The sequence below is a fragment of the Tardiphaga sp. GW822-FHT04G09 genome (assembly GCF_058800725.1).
On sequence record NZ_JBXAMO010000011.1, the window covers coordinates 146678 to 165508 of the forward strand.

Here is an 18831-nt window from a genome sequence, read left to right on the forward strand (position 1 = left end):
GATGCCCAGCGACGAAGAAGCTGGACTCATTCCGGGCTCATGCCGATCCGCTACGCGGCCCGGCCTGCCCCGGAATGACGAGCCGGCTAAATCAGTGCCACTCGCGGATATCGACGAAGTGCCCCGCGATCGCCGCCGCAGCAGCCATTGCCGGCGACACCAGATGGGTGCGGCCCTTGTGGCCCTGACGGCCCTCGAAGTTGCGGTTCGAGGTCGCCGCGCAGCGCTCTTCCGGCGCCAGCTTGTCCGGGTTCATCGCCAGGCACATGGAGCAGCCCGGCTCGCGCCATTCGAAGCCGGCCTTCAGGAAGATCTTGTCGAGGCCTTCGGCTTCCGCCTGCTCCTTCACCAGACCCGAGCCCGGCACGATCATCGCCGAGACATGACCGTTGACGGTCTTGCCGTCGACGACCTTGGCCGCGGCGCGCAAATCCTCGATGCGGCCATTGGTGCAGGAGCCGATGAAGACGCGATCCAGCTTGATATCGGTGATCTTGGTGCCTGCGGTCAGGCCCATATAGGCCAGTGCGCGCTCCTTGGAGAGACGCTTGGCTTCGTCGGCGATATCAGCCGGGTTCGGTACTTTGCCGGTGATCGAGATGACGTCTTCCGGCGATGTGCCCCAGGTGACGATGGGCGGCAGCTTGGCGGCGTCGAGACGGATCTCGTGATCGAAATGCGCGCCTTCGTCGGAGCGGAGCGTTTCCCAGTAGCGCATAGCCTGCTCCCACATGTCGCCCTTCGGCGACATCGGACGGCCCTTGAGGAATTCATAGGCCTTCTCGTCAGGTGCGATCAGGCCGGCGCGGGCACCGCCTTCGATGGACATGTTGCAGACCGTCATGCGGCCTTCCATCGACAGCGCACGGATCGCCTCGCCGGCATATTCCAGCACATAGCCGGTGCCGCCGGCGGTACCGATCTCGCCGATGATGGCCAGGATGATGTCCTTGCCGGTGACGCCCTCGGGCAGCACGCCATCGACGGTGGCGCGCATGTTCTTGGCCTTCTTCTGGATCAGCGTCTGCGTCGCCAGGACGTGCTCGACTTCCGACGTGCCGATGCCATGCGCAAGTGCGCCGAATGCGCCATGCGTCGAGGTGTGGCTGTCACCGCAAACGATCGTCGTGCCCGGCAGCGTAAAGCCCTGCTCGGGTCCGATGACGTGAACGATGCCCTGACGCTTGTCGAACTCGTTGTAATATTCGATGCCGAACTCGCGCACATTCTCGGCCAGCGTCGCGATCTGCTCGGCGCTTTCCGGATCGGGATTGGGCTTCGTGCGATCCGTGGTCGGCACGTTGTGATCGACGACAGCGAGTGTCTTCTCCGGCGCATGCACACGGCGGCCCGCGGCGCGCAGGCCTTCGAAAGCCTGCGGGCTTGTGACTTCATGCACCAGATGGCGATCGATATAGAGCAGCGCCGTACCATCGTCGGCTTCATACACCAGATGATCGTTCCAGATCTTGTCGTACAGGGTGGTCGGTTTTGCAGAGTCGGTCATGAGTTCAGGCCTCGAAAGAAAACTTAGGATCAGTTGCGTGCTGCTGAAAGCGGGCCGGTTTGACGGCGCGAGACACGCGACTGATGGCGGTCAAAGAGCAGGCGTCAGAGCTTTCGAAGCGCCGCCACGACAGAGGTCGTAAAGCGCCCGAAGAAGCGCCCGGGCAGCCGGCTATGATCGTCGATAACGATGCGAAGCGCATGCTGGTGCAGATCTAGAAACATTCCAGTGATATAGCACCTGGGTTCAATTTCGCCAATGCGGCGAAGGTATGCGAGCGCCGCACAACAAAAAAGCGCGGCTTGCGCCGCGCTTTTCGTCTCGCACATTCGATGATGCGGAATATTACTTGGCAGCAGCCACAGCAGCGACCTTGGCCGGGCGCTCGGTCTTCTTCTCGGTGATGCGGGCCGACTTGCCGCGCAGATCGCGCAGGTAATACAGCTTGGCGCGACGCACCTTGCCGCGACGCACGACCTTGATCGAGTCGATCATCGGGGAGAGCAGCGGGAACACGCGCTCGACACCCTCGCCGTAGGAAATCTTGCGAACGGTGAAGCTCTCATTGATGCCACCGCCGTTGCGGCCGATGCAGACGCCTTCATACGCCTGCACGCGGGAGCGCTCGCCTTCGACAACCTTCACGTTGACGATGAGGGTGTCGCCGGGACCGAATTCCGGGATCGACTTGGTGGCGGAAAGGCGGTCGAACTGCTCTTTTTCAAGCGTCTGGATAATGTTCATCAAAATCTCCATCGGCGGCGCGCCCAGACATTGCGCGGGCTGCGCACGAAACTCTTACCCTGCCAGTGCACGGATTTGGCGCTGCTATACGGGAAAGCAAAGCCGTTGTCACCGTCTGTGTCACTCGCCCGTCGTGATTTTTGGCGGTTTTCGCTTTTTGCCTGATTCCGGCGCTTTCGGACGCGCCGCCCACAAATCGGGCCGCCGGGCGGCGGTCAGCGCCTCCGCTTGGGCCAGCCGCCATTTGGCGACCCTGGCATGGTCACCGGAGATCAGAACCTCGGGAATCTCGCGCCCCTCGAAGGTCTGGGGGCGGGTATATTGCGGGTATTCCAGTAGCCCGTCGGAGAAACTCTCGTCGGTTCCAGACGCCAGTTTGCCCATGACCCCCGGCAAAAGCCGCACACAGGCGTCAATCAGCGTCATGGCGGCGATTTCGCCGCCGGACAGCACATAGTCCCCGATCGAGACTTCCTCGAGCCCGCGGGCGTCGATGACGCGCTGATCGATGCCCTCGAAGCGACCGCACACAATCAGCGGCCCCGGCCCGGCGGCCAGCTCCGCCACCCGCGCCTGGGTCAATGGCCGACCGCGGGGGCTCATCACCAGCCTGGGACGGTCCTGCGCATCCACCGCATCGATCGCCGCCGCCAGCACGTCCGCCCGCAGCACCATGCCCGGCCCGCCACCGGCGGGCGTATCATCGACGCTACGATGCTTGTCCGTGGCCGAGGCGCGGATATCCCGCGCCTCCAGCGCCCACAGGCCGGAAGCCAGAGCCTTGCCGGCGAGGCTGATACCGAGCGGCCCCGGAAACATCTCGGGAAACAGCGTCAGCACCGTCGCGCGCCATGGGGCGGATGAAAGATCGGAAATCATGGCTCTCCATCGCGCGTCCGGCGCGAGGCGTCAAACGCCGTCGCTCGCAGCCTAGGCCGCCGACATCTGCTCGCTGGTGTCGCCGGCATCGAATGCCGCGCGCGAGGCCTTGATCTCGGCAAAGCTGCGCTCGGCCCAATCGATCAGGCCGGCCAGCGGCCTGAGCGCGGACTGACCCAGCGGCGAGAGACGATATTCGACCGATGGTGGCTTGGTGGGAAAGACGTGGCGGGTGACCAGCCCATCCCGCTGCAGGTCGCGCAGCGACTGCGTCAGCATGCGCTTGGAGATGTCCGGCACGGCGCGATGGAGCTCGCTGAAGCGCCGCGGCCTGGCTGCCAGCGCGACCAGCAACAGCGACGTCCACTTGTCGCCGATGCGGTCCAGCACGTTGCGCACCGGACAGGCGTCGGCATCGAAACCCCTCGCCTGCCATTCGTCAAACCGGGTGGCCAGTGGGGTCTCATCAGGAGCTTTTTGGGGCATCGGGGGTTCCTTCCGGCCGACCGCAGGTCACTTCCAGGTCACCTGGTGAGAAAAACCTGCCTCCTTACGGAAACGGCTGGCGGTCTCTATTCAATACCTGTGTTCAATTAGAGACCATACAGGATCCCGCCATGTCGAACCACCGTATTCTCGTCACCGCCGCCGGCGGCCAGCTCGGCCGCCTCACCATCGATGCCCTGCTCAAACGCGTCCCGGCCAGCCAGATCGTCGCCGGCCTGCGCGATCCCGCCAAGGGCGCCGATCTTGCAGCCAGGGGCGTCTCGGTCGTCGCCGCCGACTACAGCAAACCGGAGACGCTGGACGCCGCCTTCAAAGGCATCGACCGCCTGCTCCTGATCTCGTCGAACGAACTCGGTCAGCGCGTCGCGCAGCACCGCAACGTCATCGACGCAGCGAAGCGCGCCGGCGTAAAGCTGATCGCCTATACGAGCGTGCTGCGTGCGGACACCTCGAAGCTGTCAGTCGCGAAAGAGCATCTGCCGACGGAAGAGTTGATTCGCGCCTCCGGCATCCCTTTCGTGCTGCTGCGCAATGGCTGGTACACCGAGAACTACACGGCCTCGATACCAGCCGCATTGGCGCACAATGCGCTGGTCAGCAGCGCCAGGGATGGCCGTATCGCATCGGCGTCACGCGAGGATTATGCCGCGGCGGCAGCGACCGTGCTGGCCGGAGGCGATCACACCGGCAAAGTCTATGAACTGGCAGGCGACGAGGCTTTCACGCTGGATGATTTTGCAGCGGAGATCAGCAAGCAGTGCGGCAGAACAATTCCTTATGTCCGTTTGCCGGAAGCCGAGTTCAAGGCCATCATGCTCAATGCGGGATTGCCGGAAGAACTCGCTGAGCTGATCGCGACGTCAAACACGGCGGCAGCCGACGGCGCGCTGTTCGATGACAGCCATATGCTGAGCAAGCTGATCGGGCGGAAGACGACACCGTTTGCGGTGACGATTGCTGAGGCGTTGAAGACCGAAGCTCGTTCTTCGTAGGATGGGTAGAGCGCAGGCGCGTAAGCGCCGGAGCGCAACCCATCGGCGGAGTCTGCCGCACCGACGGAATGATGGGTTTCGCTTCGCTCTACCCATCCTACGGCTATTGAAAGCCTAGTCGCCGGCCGCGGTGGGATCGTCGCCGATGATCTCACCCGGCAATTCTATCACGACCTTGCCGCCGACAATATCCACCGTCGGCACCACGGCATTTGTGAAGGGCAACAGCAAGGTCGCGCCCTCTAGCGGCGCGATCTCGATGATGTCGCCGGCGCCGAAATTATGGATGCCGACGACACGACCGACCGCATCGCCCGCGGCATTGACCGCAGCGAGGCCGATCAGATCGGCGTGGTAATATTCATCGTCTTCGGTGTCGGGCAGCGCATCGCGCGCCACATAGAGCTCGACGCCATTGAGGCGCTCGGCGTCTTCACGAGACGCGACGCCCTTCAGCGTCGCGACCAGATGGCCCTTGGCCTCGCGCACGTCATCGACCTCAAAGCTCCGCTTGCCGTCCTTGGTGGCAAGCGGGCCGTAGTCGAGCACGGCGAATGGATCTTCGGTGAAGGTCCACAGCCGGACCTGACCGCGCACACCATGCGGCGCGCCGATGCGCGCGACGCAGATTTGCGCGGTTGGCATTCCGCCTTACTTCTTCGCCGCAGCTTCGGCAGCAGCCTTGCGCTCCTTGCGCGGCACGGCCTTCTCGGGATTGTTGCGGGCTTCGCGCTTGGCAACGCCGGCGGCATCGAGGAAGCGAGCGACGCGGTCCGACGGCTGTGCGCCCTTGGCGATCCAGGCCTTGGTCTTTTCGAGGTCGAGCTTCAGGCGCAGCTCATTGTCCTTGGCGAGCAGCGGATTGAAGTAGCCGAGACGCTCGATGAAGCGGCCATCGCGGGGAAAACGCGAGTCGGCGACGACGACGTGATAGACGGGGCGCTTCTTGGTGCCTGCGCGAGCGAGGCGGATAACGACGGACATGGGATTCTCCTGGATGTGTTCGATTTGAATGTGAGTTGAATGGATCGCGTTATTTCTTTTTCCCGAGACCGGGAAAGCCGCCGAGTCCCGGCAGCGTCGGTTTGCCCAGACCCGACAGGCCCGGGAAATCTTTCGGCAATGACGGCATGCCCTGCGGCAGTCCGCCCGGCATCTTCTCGGCCATCGCCTTCATCTGTTCGGGCGACGGCATGCCACCGCCACCGAAGCCCATGGCCTGCGCGATGCCGGCCATCGGACCGCGCTTGCCGGAGCCCATGGCCTTCATCATGTCGGCCATGTTCCGGTGCATCTTCAGCACCTTGTTGACTTCCTCGACCTTGAGGCCGGCGCCGGCAGCGATACGCTTTTTGCGGCTCGCCTTGAGGATGTCGGGATTCTTGCGCTCCTGACGCGTCATCGAATCGATAACGGCGATCTGGCGCTTCACCACGCGGTCATCGAGACCGGCGGAGGCGATCTGGTTCTTCATCTTGGCGATGCCGGGCATCATGCCCATCAGGCCGGAGAGACCGCCCATATTGGTCATCTGGATCAGCTGCTCACGCATGTCGGTGAGATCGAACTGGCCCTTGCGCATGCGCTCGGCCGTGCGCGCAGCCTTTTCCGCATCGATATTCGCAGCGGCGCGCTCGACCAGCGAGACGACGTCGCCCATGCCGAGAATGCGGCCGGCGATGCGGCTCGGATGGAAGTCTTCCAGCGCATCGGTCTTTTCACCGGTACCGATCAGCTTGATCGGCTTGCCGGTGACGGCGCGCATCGAGAGTGCGGCACCGCCGCGGCCATCGCCATCGACGCGGGTGAGCGCGATGCCGGTGAGGCCGACGCGTTCGTTGAAGGAGCGCGCGAGATTGACGGCGTCCTGACCGGTCAGCGAGTCCGCGACCAGCAGCACTTCATGCGGATTGGCGATCGCTTTGATCTCGATCGCTTCCGACATCATCTCTTCGTCGAGCGTGGTGCGGCCGGCGGTGTCGAGCAGAACCACGTCATAGCCGCCGAGCTTGGCAGCAGAGAGCGCGCGCTTGGCAATGTCGGCAGGCTTCTGGCCTTCGACGATCGGCAGCGTCTGGATGTCGAGATCGCGGCCGAGCACCGCGAGCTGCTCCATGGCAGCCGGACGATAGACGTCGAGCGACGCCATCAGCACCTTGCGCTTGTCGCGCTGGGTGAGACGACGCGCGAGTTTCGCGGTGGTGGTGGTCTTGCCGGAGCCCTGCAGGCCGACCATCATGATGGCGACGGGCGGGACAGCCTGAAGGTCGATACCGCCTTCACCATCGGCCCCGAGGGTCGCGACCAGCTCGTCATGGACGATCTTGACGACCATCTGGCCGGGCGTGACCGACTTGACGACCGTGGCGCCAATGGCCTGCTCACGCACGCGATCGATGAAAGAGCGGACCACGTCGAGCGAGACGTCGGCCTCGAGCAGCGCGCGGCGCACTTCGCGCATTGCGGCATCGACGTCAGCCTCCGACAGCGCACCGCGCCCGGTGAGCCGGTCGAGAATTCCGCCAAGTCGTTCCGACAGATTGTCGAACATCGCTACTTCGCTTCCGATATCGCCATCACCATAATGACGAAGAACCAAACACTTTTGCGCCCGAGGGCGCATCGCGCTGTCGGGCGTTGACCTCCGGTCTCAAGGGCCGGTCGGCGGGTCGAAAAGAGAACTTTTCGAGAATTGGCGGGGATTTACAGCGCCGGAGCCCGGCGAGTCAAGGAAATATGGCCGCCGTACCGTCGTTCGGAACGGCAACCCGTTCCAGATAAAGGATATTTTTTGCCCCAGCCGATCAAATTGACAATTGGCAACTGGATTTCTGCGACAGCTAGCCTAGATGTGAGTGATCGCTCACCACAACTCACTTTTCGCCTCTCGGTTTCATGGCCATCACACGCCGCAAGCTTCTCGCATCCGTCGGCGGCCTCGCCGCAGCGACGGGGCTGTCGGCCATCTGGGCTTCCCGCATGACCTATTACGACGGCCCCGTCTCCGATCACTTCGACGGCAAGATTTTCTTCGATCCTGACGGGGCGCCCCCCAAGTCGCTCGGCGAAGTGCTGCGCTGGCAGTTCGGTGGTGGCCGTACCCGCGAGGTCTGGCCCGACTGGGTCGAGAACGAGTTTGCCGATACGCCGCCGGCCAGGGTCGAGGGCGCGGGCGTTCGGTTTTCCTATGTCGGTCACGCGAGCTGGCTGATCCAGACCGCCGGAATCAACATCCTGTTCGATCCGGTATGGTCCGACCGCGTCTCGCCATTCTCGTTTGCCGGGCCGAAGCGTCACACCGCGCCGGGCATCGCGTTCGACAAGCTGCCGAAGATCGACATCGTGCTGGTGTCGCACGGTCATTACGATCATCTCGATCTTCCGACGCTGTCGAAGCTATCAGCCAAATTTGCGCCGCGCGTGATCACGCCGCTCGGCAACGACATCACCATGAAAAGCGCCGACCGCGCGATCAAGGCCGAGGCCTATGACTGGAGAGATCGCGTCGAGCTCGGCAACGGCCTCGCCGTCACGCTGGTGCCGACGCGGCACTGGACGGCGCGCGGCCTGTTCGACCGCAACAAGTCGCTCTGGGCGAGCTTCGTGTTGGAGACGCCGGCCGGCAATATCTACATCGTCGGCGACAGCGGCTATGGCGACGGCCTGCACTTCCGCCGCGTGCGCGAAGCCCATGGCGCTATCAGGCTTGCGATCCTGCCGATCGGTGCCTATGAGCCGCGCTGGTTCATGAAGGACCAGCACATGAATCCGGAGGATGCCGTGAAGGCGCTGAATGATTGCGGCGCGCAGCAGGCGCTGGCCAGCCATCACTCGACGTTCCAGCTCACCGATGAGGCGATCGACGGGCCGGTGAAGGGACTTGCTGCCGCATGCAGCGCGGCAGAACTGCCCAGCGACAAGTTTATGGCGCTGAAGCCGGGGCAGGTGGTGGAGATTTAGAAGCGAGAATCGCAGAACGCTCAATCGTCATGCCCGGCCAGCGCGAAGCGAGCTTCGCGCTTTGCCCGGCCATGACGGAGTGTAACATTACTGGCCCGGCTTGATTTCCCAGGACACGCTGACATTCACGCGCAGCACTTCCTCGCCTTGCGCCACCGGAGCGGAGGCTACGTCGGCAGCCATCTTGCGCAGCATCATCGGCGCCGGTGCGCTGCCGGAGTCCTCGGAAATATTGATCGGCGCACCGAGCGTGACGCCGGCCGCCTTGGCATAGATCTCCGCCTTGCGACGCGCATCGGCGATGGCCTGGCTACGCGCATCGTCAAGCAGTTGCGACGCCTTGGTCACCATGAAAGTGATGCCGCCGACCTCATTGGCGCCCGACGACACCAGCGTGTCGATGGCGCCGGCCACCTTGGTCACATCGCGCACCCGGACGGTGACGTGGTTGCTGGCGCGATAGCCCGAGATCACATTCGGGCCGGGATTGGGACGGGTCTGCTGCGCATATTGCGGAAACAGCGACAGCCGCGACGTCTGCATGTCCTTCTCGGCAATGCCGGCGCTCTTCAGGGCCGCCAGCACCTTGGCCATTGCGGCATTGTTGGCCTCTGCGGCCTCGCGTGCGGTCTTGGCGTCGGTCGTCACGCCACCATCGACAACAGCGAGATCCGGCGGCACCGACACGGTGCCTTCGCCGGACACAGAAATCGTCGGCGGCGGATTGACCTGCGCGGCAGCAGGAGTGGCGATAAGCGCAATGGCCAGCGAAGCGAGAGCGAGATGATTTGTCATGACCAGTTCTCTCGCGACTGTCCAAGGCTTCTTTATGACGAGAGGTGCGGCTCTATCACTTCAACGGCACATAGACATTGATGACCAGCTTGTCTTCCGCGGTCTTCAAGGGATCGGTCATGTATTCCTCGATGAACGTGTCTTTCGCCTCGAGCTTCTTGTCGTCGAGGTGATTGGTGATCGCCTCATAGGTGTTGTCCATATTGTCATAGGAGCCGCGATGAACGAATTTCAAGGCCTTGCCGTCGGGTGACAGTCCCATCTTCATTGTCTTCGGCAGGTTCTTCACCTCCTGATCGACGGGGATCTCGGCGAGGAAGGTGAAGCCGGTGTCGTCGGTCGCGGTGTAAACGATCATCGAGTTACCCGATGACTTGATGCCCTGTTTGTCGAGCACGGTCGTGACCTGCTTGAACGCGTCCATCAGCGTGTCGAAGGCCGAATCCCAATTCGCCTTGCCGACGAAAGTCACCATCTGCTTCGGCGTCAGCGTGATTTCCTCGCCGAACGGATCGGCGGTCTGCACCGGCGCGGGCGTGGCCGGCGGAGTTACCGGAGCCTGGGCCGCCGCGGGTGGCGTTGCCGGCGCCGCGGGTGCCGGAGTTTCAGGAGTGGCAGGCGCAGCAGGTGTCGCCGGGGCTGCGGGAGCAGGCGCAGGGGTAGCCGGTGTCGTCGTCGCCGGCGGCGTGGCGGGCGGCGATTGCGCCCAAACCGCGGCGTTCAGCGTCAGCGCGGCGGCCGGGATCAGCGCCACAGTGGCGAGGCGGGACAGGCGAAAACGGGTCATACGAAGGGTCTCCAGTGACATCCTGCAGCGCAACGTCCGGCAACATGCGCGATATGGCACCATGGTAACACGCAGCCACGGCTTTCGTCCCCTCCCCAAATTGCGGAGCGCCATTCAAAACACCCGCCTCAGAAGTGCCGCACTGGCCAATCGGACCGGCCTCGCCATATAAGGCTGGGATCAACGGGACACGACATGAGCGCATTGGCCAACCATTCCTTCGCCAAGATGAACGGCATCGGCAACGAGATCGTCGTGATCGACCTGCGCGACACCGCCTCCGGCATCACGCCGGCCGACGCCCGCGCCGTGGCGACCCCCGAAGGCGTGCCCTATGACCAGTTGATGGTGCTGCAGAAGCCGCGCCTTGCCGGCACCGACGCCTTCGTCTCGATCTACAACAATGACGGCTCCGAAGCCGGCGCCTGCGGCAACGGCATGCGCTGTGTGGCGCGGCAGACCTTTGCCCGAGAAAACCTTTCTGGCCACGACAAGACGGCTCTCACATTCGAGACCAGGGCCGGCCTGATCAATTGCTGGCAGGGCCCGGCGCCGGATCTCTATACGGTGGACATGGGCGCGCCGAAGTTCGGCTGGCAGGACATTCCGCTGGCGGAGGAATTCCGCGACACCCGCGGCATCGAGCTGCAGATCGGCCCGATCGACGCCCCGATCCTGCACACGCCGTCAGTGGTCTCGATGGGCAATCCGCATGCGATCTTCTGGGTCGACGATATCGCGGCCTATGATCTCGAAAAGTTTGGCCCGCTTCTGGAAAACCACCCGATTTTCCCGGACCGCGCCAATATCACGCTGGCTCACATCGTCGATCGCGATCACATCGTGATGCGCACCTGGGAGCGCGGCGCCGGCCTCACCAAGGCCTGCGGCTCGGCCGCCTGCGCGACGGCGGTGGCTGCGGCGCGTCTGCGCCGGACCAACCGCACGGTCCATATGACGCTGCCGGGCGGTGAGCTCACCATCGAGTGGCGTGAGAGCGACGACCACGTGCTGATGACGGGGCCGGCCGCGTTCGAATATGAGGGCACGTTCGATCCGAAGCTGTTTGCTTCAGTCGCCTAGGTCCTATTCCCCGTTCCATCCGCATGCCCGCAGCCGCTCATGCAGGTGCGGCGGGGCCGGCGCGACGACGCGAATCGGGTCCTTGTTGCGCGAAATCGGAATCACGATCTCCCGCGCATGCAGATGCAGCGTCGGCTCGCCGAATCTTGGACCATTGCCGTAGATATTGTCGCCGACGATCGGGAAGCCCGATGACGCCGAGTGCACACGCAACTGATGCGTCCGCCCCGTCACCGGCTCCAGCGCCAGCCAGCTCATGCCGCCGCCGCGGCCGAGCACCGTGAAATTCGAGACTGCCTTGAGCCCCTCCGGATCCGGTTTCATCCACCAGCCCCGGTCGGCATTGAGCCGACCAAGCGGCATGTCGATCACGCCCGCATCTTCGGCAGGCCCGCCCTCGACCACCGCCCAATAGGTCTTGCGGATACGGCTGTGCTTGAACAGCAGGCCCAGCGACGCCGTGGCCTTGCGATGCCGGCCGAGCACGAGGCAGCCCGAGGTGTCCCTGTCGAGCCGGTGCGCCAGAACGGGCGCGCGCGGCAGGCCATAGCGCAGGAATTCGAACGACGTCTCCAGATTGGCACCGCCCTTGGGGCCGCGATGCACCGGCAGGCCGGCCGGCTTGTCGATCACCAGCATCAGGCCGTCACGGTGCAGCACCCGCGCCAGAATCTCGGCTTCGGTCAGTTCAACCGCATCGGTGCGGGGTTCCAGCCGGGGCTCGGCCTCCAGACTGACGTCTTCGTCACTTTCACTGGTCATACTTTGAATCATGGCGCGAAACGGCTAACACACCCCCGACATGAACGACACTCCCGAAACGCCAAAACTGAGCTGGTGGCGACGGCTCTCCAGCGGGTTGAAGCGCACCTCGAGCGCCCTTGGCACCGCGGTCGCCGACCTTGTGACCAAGCGCAAGCTCGACCGCGCCATGCTCGAGGACATCGAGGACGTGCTGCTGCGCGCCGATCTGGGTACCGAAGTGGCGGCTCGGATTTCTGCCTCCGTCGGCCATGGCCGGTATGACAAGGCGATCTCCGCCGACGAGGTCAAAGCCGTCGTGGCCACCGAGGTCGAGAAGGTACTTTCGGCCGTGGCCAAGCCACTGGTGATCGATACTTCGCACAAGCCGTTCGTGATCCTCGTGGTCGGTGTCAACGGTTCCGGCAAGACCACCACCATCGGCAAGCTGGCCTCCACCTTCTCCGCCGAAGGCCGCAAGGTCATGCTGGCCGCCGGCGATACGTTCCGCGCGGCAGCCATCGAGCAGCTCAAGGTCTGGGGCGAACGCAACAAGGTGCCGGTCATCGCCGGCGCGCAGGGTTCGGATTCCGCGAGCCTCGCCTTCACTGCCGTCACAGCGGCGCGCGACGACAATCGCGACGTCCTTCTGATCGACACCGCCGGCCGGCTGCAGAACAAGACCGAGCTGATGGTCGAGCTCGAGAAGGTCGTCCGCGTCATCAAGAAAGTGGACGCAAGCGCGCCCCATGCGGTGCTGCTGGTGCTCGACGCCACGGTGGGACAAAACGCGCTGTCGCAGGTCGAGGCATTTCATCGTACGGCTGGCGTCACCGGCCTGGTGATGACCAAGCTCGACGGCACCGCCCGTGGCGGCATCCTGGTGGCGCTGTCCGAGAAATACAAATTGCCGGTGCATTTCATCGGCGTCGGCGAAGGCATCGACGATCTCGCGCCTTTCACCGCGAAAGACTTTGCACAAGCGATTGCAGGAATTGAAAGCTGATGACCGACGCACTCGCCAAGAACCAGCCACATCCGCTATTCAAGCTCGCCACCGAGCTTGGCCCGCTGATCGTGTTCTTTGTCGCCAATGCCAAGTTCAACCTGTTCGTGGCCACCGGCGCCTTCATGGTGGCCATCGTTGCGGCGATGATCGCGTCTTACGTCGTGGTCAGGCATGTGCCGATCATGGCGCTTGTCACCGCCGTTATCGTGCTGGTGTTCGGAACGCTGACGCTGGTGCTGCACGACGAGACCTTCATCAAGGTCAAGCCGACCATTATCTACGGCCTGTTCGCAGCCATTCTGGGCGGCGGCTTGCTGTTCGGCCGCTCCTTCATCGCGATCATGTTCGACCAGATGTTCAATCTTACGCCCGAGGGCTGGCGCGCGCTGACGAAGCGCTGGGCGCTGTTCTTCTTCGCGATGGCACTTCTGAACGAAGCGATCTGGCGTACCCAGAGCACGGATTTCTGGGTGGCTTTCAAGGCGTTCGGCGTCATCCCGCTGACCATGGCCTTCGCGGTGGCGCAGATGCCGCTGATCAAGCGCTACGGCATCGAGCCGGCCACGCTCGCGGAGAGCGCGGCGGACGAAGGCGATATCAGCAAATAAACCAGCCGCACGTCGTCCCTGACGACGATCATCGCCCCGTATAGACGGGCTGCCGCCGCGCAGCCCAGGCGCGCAATCCCTCACCGAGGTCATGCGTCGGCACCATGCGCGCGAATTGCTCGCGTTCCAATTCCAACCCTTCGCCGATGCTCTGGTTCAGGCCGCGCGTGACGGCCGTGATGATGCCGGCCACCGCCAGAGGCGAATGACGCAGGATGCGCCGCGCGAGATCATATGCCGCCGGCAGCAACTGATCGTGCGGCACCACCGCATTGACCAGGCCGATCTGCAGGGCATGGGCTGGCGAAAAGCTGTCGCCGGTCAGCAATAGCGCGAGGCCGCGCTTGCGCCCGGCGAGACGCGGCAGGCGCTGCGTTCCGCCAAAAGTCGGCGGCATGCCGAGATTGATTTCCGGCTTGGCGAATAGCGCCCGCTCGCTCGCAACGGCCAGATGCACCGCTTCGGTGATTTCGCATCCGCCCCCGAAAGCGAGGCCATTCACGGCTGCGATGACCGGCTTCGAAAACGCTTCGAGACGCGCGGTCATGGCCTGCCCGCGCCGTACAAAATCGCGGACCGCCCTATTCGGCCCCTGCGCCACGCTTGCCGTGAATTCCGGAATGTCCGCACCGGCCGAGAATGCACGATCTCCCGCGCCGGTGAGAATGACGGCGCGAATGTCATCTGCGACCTCGATCCCGTCGAGCAGCGCCATCAAGCGATCGATCAGCGCATAGCTGAGTGCGTTCAGCTTGTCCGGCCTGTTGAGGGTCAGGAGCGCGATTCCGCGATCGACGCCCATGGTCACGATGTCTGGCATATCCCGGTCTCCGGCAGGTGAAACTGCTGCAACCCTAGGAGCCAGGCGCCATTGTGTATATTCACTGGTCGGTATACATGCGGCTCATGGCCAGTCCTGCACCATCGACCCGCGACCGCATCGTTGCCGCAGCCAACAAACTGTTCTACGCCGAGGGCATTCGCGGCGTCAGCGTCGACGCCGTGGCCGACAAGGCCGGCGTCACCAAGCGCACGCTGTATTATCACTTCCAGAGCAAGGACGATCTGATCGCCGCCTATCTGGCGGGGCGGGATCAACCCAATCTCGAACTGTTCAAGCGCTGGTTCGACGAAGGCAGGGGCGGACTGGCTGCAAAGGTGCAGGCGATCTTCGACAATCTCGCCACATCGGCACGTCATCCGAAGTGGAAGGGCTGCGGCTTCCTGCGCACCTCGGCCGAACTCGCCAACATGCCGGGCCATCCCGCCATCAAGATCGGCGCGGCGCACAAGAAGAAGTTCGAGGCATGGATGGCAGCCGAATTTACGGCTGCAAAACTTTCCGACGCGGCCTTGCTCGCGCGGCAAGTCACGCTGCTACTCGACGGATCGTTCGCCACAGTGCTACTGCACCGCGATCCCGCCTATATGGAAGCTGCGGGGCAAGCGGCGCATGCATTGATTACCAACGCGCGCCGCAAGCGGTAGACGATCGATAACGCCGTCATTCCGGAGCGATCGCGCATCTTGCGCGAGCGAATCCGGAATCTCGATATGCTCATCTACTTCGAGATTCCCCGCCACTCCAATTGGAGTGGCTGAGGTTCACGTGCGCGAAGATGCGCACATGCCCCGGAATGACAAGGTTGCATCACACCGCCAGCGTGCCGGCTTTCGCCGCCGCGTAGCGCTCACCAACCTTGGTCCAGTTCACCGTATTCCACCACGCCTTGAGATAATCAGCGCGGCGGTTCTGGTAGGTCAGATAATAAGCGTGCTCCCAGACGTCGTTGCCCATCAGCGCACGCTTGCCATCCATGATCGGATTGTCCTGATTGGGACGGGTCTCGATGGACAGCTTGCCGTCCTTGTCGACGATCACGAAGACCCAGCCAGAACCGAACTGACGGCCGCCGGCGGCGTTGAAATCGGTCTGGAATTTCTCGAGGCCGCCGAGATCGCGATCGATCGCCGCGAGCACCTCGCCTTCCGGCTTGCCGCCATTCGGGCCCATGATCTGCCAGAACATGGTGTGATTGGCATGGCCGCCGAGATTGTTGCGCACGCCGGTGCGGATCGCGTCAGGCACGCTGCCCAGATTGCCGAGCACCTCGACCAGCGGCTTCTCGCCGATCACCGGGGTGTCCTTGGCGAAATTGTTCATGTTGGCGACATAGGCGGCATGATGCTTGTCGTGATGGATCTCCATCGTCCTGGCATCGATATGGGGATCGAACGCCGTGACCGGATAGGTCAGCGGCGGCAGGATGAACGGCGCATTGCCGGCAGCGGGCGTGGCGGCCTGGGCAAAGACAGTGCGCGGAGCGATGGCCGCGGCAGCGATGCCGGTCGCAGCGAGCATGAGATGGCGTCGGGACATCGATGACATGGGGCTTCTCCCTGAAGATTTTGCGGGCGTGTCTGGCAGCTACGCAACGCACGGTCTGCCAGTTTCATGTGCGGGCATTGTGACGCAGCGGCACGGAGCACATCACAGATGTGAGATACCACCTTACATGCGACGGATCACGATCCGCCGGACCGGGCGCTGCGTTGGCCGTTGCGGTGCTTCAGGAGATAATGCAGGCCCACCGCCGCCGCAGCCAGTCCCGAGAGCGCGCCGATGGCGAGCGCCCAGCGCGGGCCGAATCGATCGGCGGCCCAGCCGACGACCGGCGCGCCGATGGGCGTGCCACCCAGCGCAATCGCCAGCAGGATCGCCATCACGCGGCCACGCATGGCCGGCTCGGTCGAGAGCTGCACCAGGCTGCTGGTCGAGGTGGTTACGGTTTGCGCTGCAACACCAATGACGATCAGCGCAAGACCGAACGACCAGTAGTTCGGCATGGCGGCGGCGAGAACGAAGCCTGCGCCGAACACAGCGCTACCGACAATCAGCAGACTGATGCGCGGCCTGTCGCGCCGCGCCGCCAGCAGCGAGCCGATCACCGACCCGATGGCCATGATCGATGTCAGGACGCCATACTGGCCGGCGCCGGCGTGAAACGCCGTAACCGACATGGTCGAGATGAAAATCGGAAAATTCAAACCGAAGGTGCCGACCAGGAACAGCATCAGCAGGATGGCTTTGAGATCCGGCCGTTTCCAGACATAGCGAAAGCCTTCGACCAGACTGCCGCGGCCACCTGCGGCACGCTGCGCCGGATACATCTCATCGGCGCGCAGCAGTATGAGGGAGCCAAGCACTGCCACGAACGAGATCCCGTTGAGGATGAACACCCAGCCGGAGCCCACGTGGGCAATCAACAGGCCGGCGACCGCCGGGCCGATCATGCGCGCCGCGTTGAACGAGGTGGAGTTGAGCGCAACGGCATTCGACAGATCGGCCTCGATGACCAGTTCGGAGACGAAGGTCTGCCGCGCCGGAAAATCGAAGGCCGCCACGCAGCCGAGCAGGAAGGCGAATACATAGACGTGCCAGAGCTGCACGTGCCCGCTGAGAAGGAGCAGACCCAGCCCGAGCGCCAGCACGCCCATCGCCACCTGCGTTGCGATCAGCAATTTGCGGCGATCCAGGTGATCGGCAGCATAGCCGGTGAAGGGCAACAGCAACAGCATCGGCCCGAACTGCAGCGCCATCACGATGCCGACCGCGGTGGCATTGTTGTCGGTGAGTTGCGTGAGCACCACCCAGTCCTGTGTGGTGCGCTGCATCCACGAGCCGATATTCGATATCAGCGCGCCACCTGCCCAGACGCGATAGTTGAACGTGCGCAGCGAACGAAACGTGCCGGTGGCGGACAGGCTCATGATTGCAGGGGCGTGTTGCCGCCGTGCAGGCGCCCGAACAGCCGCGCCGTGAAGATCGCCCAAAGCATGTCACGCACTCCGTTGGTCGAGCAGGTTGATGACGTCCTGCGCGGTGCCGGTCTCACCGAGGCGCGGGAAGACACTGGCGACGCTGTAGGCGTGCGCTTCGGCGCGCATATCCGTCATCGCATCGACGGCGAGCGTGACGTTGAAACCCGCTTCATAGGCCTGCCGCGCGGTGGCTTCGACACCGGTTCCCGTCGCGACGCCGGCGATGACGACTTGCGTGACACCGCGCGCCTTGAGTTGCGTATCCAGATCGGTCGTTGCGAAGGCGCCCCATGAGTGCTTGGTCACGACGATATCGCCGGGCTGCCGGTTAAGTTCGGGAATCAAATCGGTCCAGTCGGGCGGCATATCCCTGATGTTGAACGCGCGCTCCGTTCGGCCCGGTGCGCCGCGATCGACGTTGACCAGCACGACCGGTAGATCACGCGCCCGGAACGCATCCAGCAGTGTTCGCGTGTGCCTGACGACGTCGGCTGCGACATCAGCCGGTGGCAGCGAGACGATGCCCTTCTGCAGATCGATGACGATGAGTGCCGTCTTGGGATCAAGAGTGGTCAGGGCCATGGGGTGGTCTTTCGGTGACGATCAGGATTCGACGATGCGGGTGAGCAATTTGACGGCGCGCGCGAGTTCGTCCTGCTCGCTCGGGGTTAACTGTTTCTCGATGGTTTGCAGCAGCCAGTCCTGACGTGCCGCACGGGCCTCCGCGATCCAAGTGAGGCAGGACGGGGTCAGCGACAGGATCGTCTGCCGGCCATCCTTCGGGTCGGGTGAGCCACTGACATGACCGACGGCCTCCAGACTCGCCACGATGGCCCCCATCGATTGCGGTCGCATTCCTTCGGCCTTGGCGAGGTTGGTCACAGTCATTGGACCATTGCGGTCCAGATGGCTGAGGACGGCGACCTGCGACATGGTCAGGTTGCCCATATGCACCTGGCTGCGGAACCGGCGCTTCATCTTGCTGATCAGGGCGCGCAGTTCAGCGGCCAGAGCCAGCGCGCGGGCATCTTCGGGGTTGTCATGATGGTCTGTCATGAGCGGACCATACAGGATACAAAGGAAAACTACAAAGATAGACTTCATACATCTTCGTGATCGGCCCGGTCCCTCATGGTGAGGAGCCCGCCTCTTGGCCGGCGTCTCGAACCATGGGCCGGCGGTCCCCGCCATCCCTCGAGACGCAAAATCAGGCGTCGCTCTGCGCCACCTGATTTTGCTCCTCGGGATGAGGGCTGGAGGTTTAATCGTCGACGCCCCAATCGTCGCGCCCCAACAAAAAGGGCGGCCTCTCGGCCGCCCCAGACCGCTGACAAAGTCCTCGCCAATGGCGGGGACTTTTGATTCACTGGGTCATGCTTCGCAAACCCTCGCCGCAA

General features: G+C 63.6%; 22 protein-coding genes. 7 read left to right on the forward strand and 15 right to left on the reverse strand.

Annotated elements, in window-relative coordinates; all coding sequences use genetic code 11:
- Positions 1-91: 91 nt before the first annotated feature.
- Positions 92-1507 (reverse strand): 3-isopropylmalate dehydratase large subunit, encoded by a 1416-nt coding sequence (gene leuC / locus AC1RLZ_RS19535; protein ID WP_371423556.1) that lies wholly within the window; start codon positions 1505-1507, stop codon positions 92-94.
- Between the two features lie 83 nt (positions 1508-1590).
- Here leuC and AC1RLZ_RS19540 point away from each other — a divergent pair, with 83 nt between their 5' ends.
- Positions 1591-1725 (forward strand): hypothetical protein, encoded by a 135-nt coding sequence (locus AC1RLZ_RS19540; protein WP_371423555.1) that lies wholly within the window; start codon positions 1591-1593, stop codon positions 1723-1725.
- A 127-nt stretch (positions 1726-1852) separates the two neighbouring features.
- On the opposite strand, the gene rplS is transcribed toward AC1RLZ_RS19540, so the two are convergent.
- The 3 genes from rplS to AC1RLZ_RS19555 all read right to left on the reverse strand — a co-directional run bounded on the left by rplS (position 1853) and on the right by AC1RLZ_RS19555 (position 3616).
- Positions 1853-2251, reverse strand: coding sequence for a 50S ribosomal protein L19 (gene rplS, locus AC1RLZ_RS19545; RefSeq protein ID WP_149529486.1), 399 nt, complete (start codon positions 2249-2251; stop codon positions 1853-1855).
- A gap of 120 nt (positions 2252-2371) precedes the next feature.
- On the reverse strand, positions 2372-3130 hold the full coding sequence (gene trmD, locus AC1RLZ_RS19550; protein ID WP_493189962.1) for a tRNA (guanosine(37)-N1)-methyltransferase TrmD: 759 nt from the start codon (positions 3128-3130) through the stop codon (positions 2372-2374).
- A gap of 51 nt (positions 3131-3181) precedes the next feature.
- Complete coding sequence (locus AC1RLZ_RS19555; RefSeq protein WP_493189963.1) at positions 3182-3616, reverse strand: winged helix-turn-helix transcriptional regulator; 435 nt, start codon at positions 3614-3616, stop codon at positions 3182-3184.
- A 131-nt stretch (positions 3617-3747) separates the two neighbouring features.
- On the opposite strand from AC1RLZ_RS19555, the gene AC1RLZ_RS19560 reads away from it, so the two are divergent.
- Entirely contained in the window at positions 3748-4629 is an 882-nt protein-coding gene (locus tag AC1RLZ_RS19560) for an SDR family oxidoreductase (protein WP_493189964.1), read from the forward strand.
- Between the two features lie 114 nt (positions 4630-4743).
- Here the strand turns inward: AC1RLZ_RS19560 and rimM are convergent, their stop codons facing one another.
- The 3 genes from rimM to ffh are packed head-to-tail and all read right to left on the reverse strand — an operon-like array spanning position 4744 to position 7180.
- On the reverse strand, positions 4744-5274 hold the full coding sequence (gene rimM, locus AC1RLZ_RS19565) for a ribosome maturation factor RimM (protein ID WP_493189965.1): 531 nt from the start codon (positions 5272-5274) through the stop codon (positions 4744-4746).
- A 6-nt stretch (positions 5275-5280) separates the two neighbouring features.
- Positions 5281-5613 carry a 30S ribosomal protein S16 gene (rpsP, locus tag AC1RLZ_RS19570; protein ID WP_116659492.1) on the reverse strand — a complete coding sequence of 111 codons (333 nt, stop codon included), beginning with the start codon at positions 5611-5613 and terminating at the stop codon, positions 5281-5283.
- Positions 5614-5662: 49 nt separating this feature from the next.
- Positions 5663-7180 (reverse strand): signal recognition particle protein, encoded by a 1518-nt coding sequence (gene ffh / locus AC1RLZ_RS19575; protein ID WP_371423550.1) that lies wholly within the window; start codon positions 7178-7180, stop codon positions 5663-5665.
- A gap of 344 nt (positions 7181-7524) precedes the next feature.
- Between ffh and AC1RLZ_RS19580 the strand changes: the two genes are divergently transcribed.
- Positions 7525-8589: an MBL fold metallo-hydrolase gene (locus AC1RLZ_RS19580; protein ID WP_493189966.1), complete on the forward strand. Its 1065-nt coding sequence runs from the start codon at positions 7525-7527 to the stop codon at positions 8587-8589.
- Between the two features lie 87 nt (positions 8590-8676).
- On the opposite strand, the gene AC1RLZ_RS19585 is transcribed toward AC1RLZ_RS19580, so the two are convergent.
- Positions 8677-9384: an SIMPL domain-containing protein gene (locus AC1RLZ_RS19585; protein WP_493189967.1), complete on the reverse strand. Its 708-nt coding sequence runs from the start codon at positions 9382-9384 to the stop codon at positions 8677-8679.
- Positions 9385-9439: 55 nt separating this feature from the next.
- On the reverse strand, positions 9440-10171 hold the full coding sequence (locus tag AC1RLZ_RS19590) for a GyrI-like domain-containing protein (protein WP_493189968.1): 732 nt from the start codon (positions 10169-10171) through the stop codon (positions 9440-9442).
- Positions 10172-10366: 195 nt separating this feature from the next.
- On the opposite strand from AC1RLZ_RS19590, the gene dapF reads away from it, so the two are divergent.
- Entirely contained in the window at positions 10367-11254 is an 888-nt protein-coding gene (dapF, locus tag AC1RLZ_RS19595) for a diaminopimelate epimerase (protein ID WP_493189969.1), read from the forward strand.
- Positions 11255-11257: 3 nt separating this feature from the next.
- Here dapF and AC1RLZ_RS19600 read toward each other — a convergent pair whose 3' ends face one another.
- Positions 11258-11893 (reverse strand): RluA family pseudouridine synthase, encoded by a 636-nt coding sequence (locus AC1RLZ_RS19600; RefSeq protein WP_493189984.1) that lies wholly within the window; start codon positions 11891-11893, stop codon positions 11258-11260.
- 163 nt (positions 11894-12056) lie between these two features.
- Between AC1RLZ_RS19600 and ftsY the strand changes: the two genes are divergently transcribed.
- Positions 12057-13001, forward strand: coding sequence for a signal recognition particle-docking protein FtsY (gene ftsY / locus AC1RLZ_RS19605; RefSeq protein ID WP_493189970.1), 945 nt, complete (start codon positions 12057-12059; stop codon positions 12999-13001).
- Positions 13001-13612, forward strand: coding sequence for a septation protein A (locus AC1RLZ_RS19610; protein WP_493189971.1), 612 nt, complete (start codon positions 13001-13003; stop codon positions 13610-13612). The genes ftsY and AC1RLZ_RS19610 overlap by 1 nt, the downstream gene beginning before the upstream one ends.
- Before the next feature lie 28 nt (positions 13613-13640).
- On the opposite strand, the gene AC1RLZ_RS19615 is transcribed toward AC1RLZ_RS19610, so the two are convergent.
- The gene (locus AC1RLZ_RS19615; protein ID WP_493189972.1) at positions 13641-14432 is read right to left on the reverse strand and encodes a crotonase/enoyl-CoA hydratase family protein; all 792 of its coding nucleotides are present in this window, start codon (positions 14430-14432) and stop codon (positions 13641-13643) included.
- An 86-nt stretch (positions 14433-14518) separates the two neighbouring features.
- Between AC1RLZ_RS19615 and AC1RLZ_RS19620 the strand changes: the two genes are divergently transcribed.
- Positions 14519-15100 (forward strand): TetR/AcrR family transcriptional regulator, encoded by a 582-nt coding sequence (locus AC1RLZ_RS19620; protein ID WP_493189973.1) that lies wholly within the window; start codon positions 14519-14521, stop codon positions 15098-15100.
- Positions 15101-15263: 163 nt separating this feature from the next.
- Here the strand turns inward: AC1RLZ_RS19620 and AC1RLZ_RS19625 are convergent, their stop codons facing one another.
- From AC1RLZ_RS19625 to AC1RLZ_RS19640, 4 genes are all read right to left on the reverse strand, one after another.
- On the reverse strand, positions 15264-16001 hold the full coding sequence (locus AC1RLZ_RS19625; protein ID WP_493189974.1) for a superoxide dismutase: 738 nt from the start codon (positions 15999-16001) through the stop codon (positions 15264-15266).
- Positions 16002-16138: 137 nt separating this feature from the next.
- On the reverse strand, positions 16139-17383 hold the full coding sequence (locus AC1RLZ_RS19630; RefSeq protein WP_493189975.1) for an MFS transporter: 1245 nt from the start codon (positions 17381-17383) through the stop codon (positions 16139-16141).
- A gap of 69 nt (positions 17384-17452) precedes the next feature.
- Positions 17453-18016, reverse strand: coding sequence for an isochorismatase family protein (locus tag AC1RLZ_RS19635; RefSeq protein ID WP_493189976.1), 564 nt, complete (start codon positions 18014-18016; stop codon positions 17453-17455).
- Positions 18017-18037: 21 nt separating this feature from the next.
- The gene (locus AC1RLZ_RS19640; protein WP_493189977.1) at positions 18038-18490 is read right to left on the reverse strand and encodes a MarR family winged helix-turn-helix transcriptional regulator; all 453 of its coding nucleotides are present in this window, start codon (positions 18488-18490) and stop codon (positions 18038-18040) included.
- Between the last annotated feature and the right edge of the window lie 341 nt (positions 18491-18831).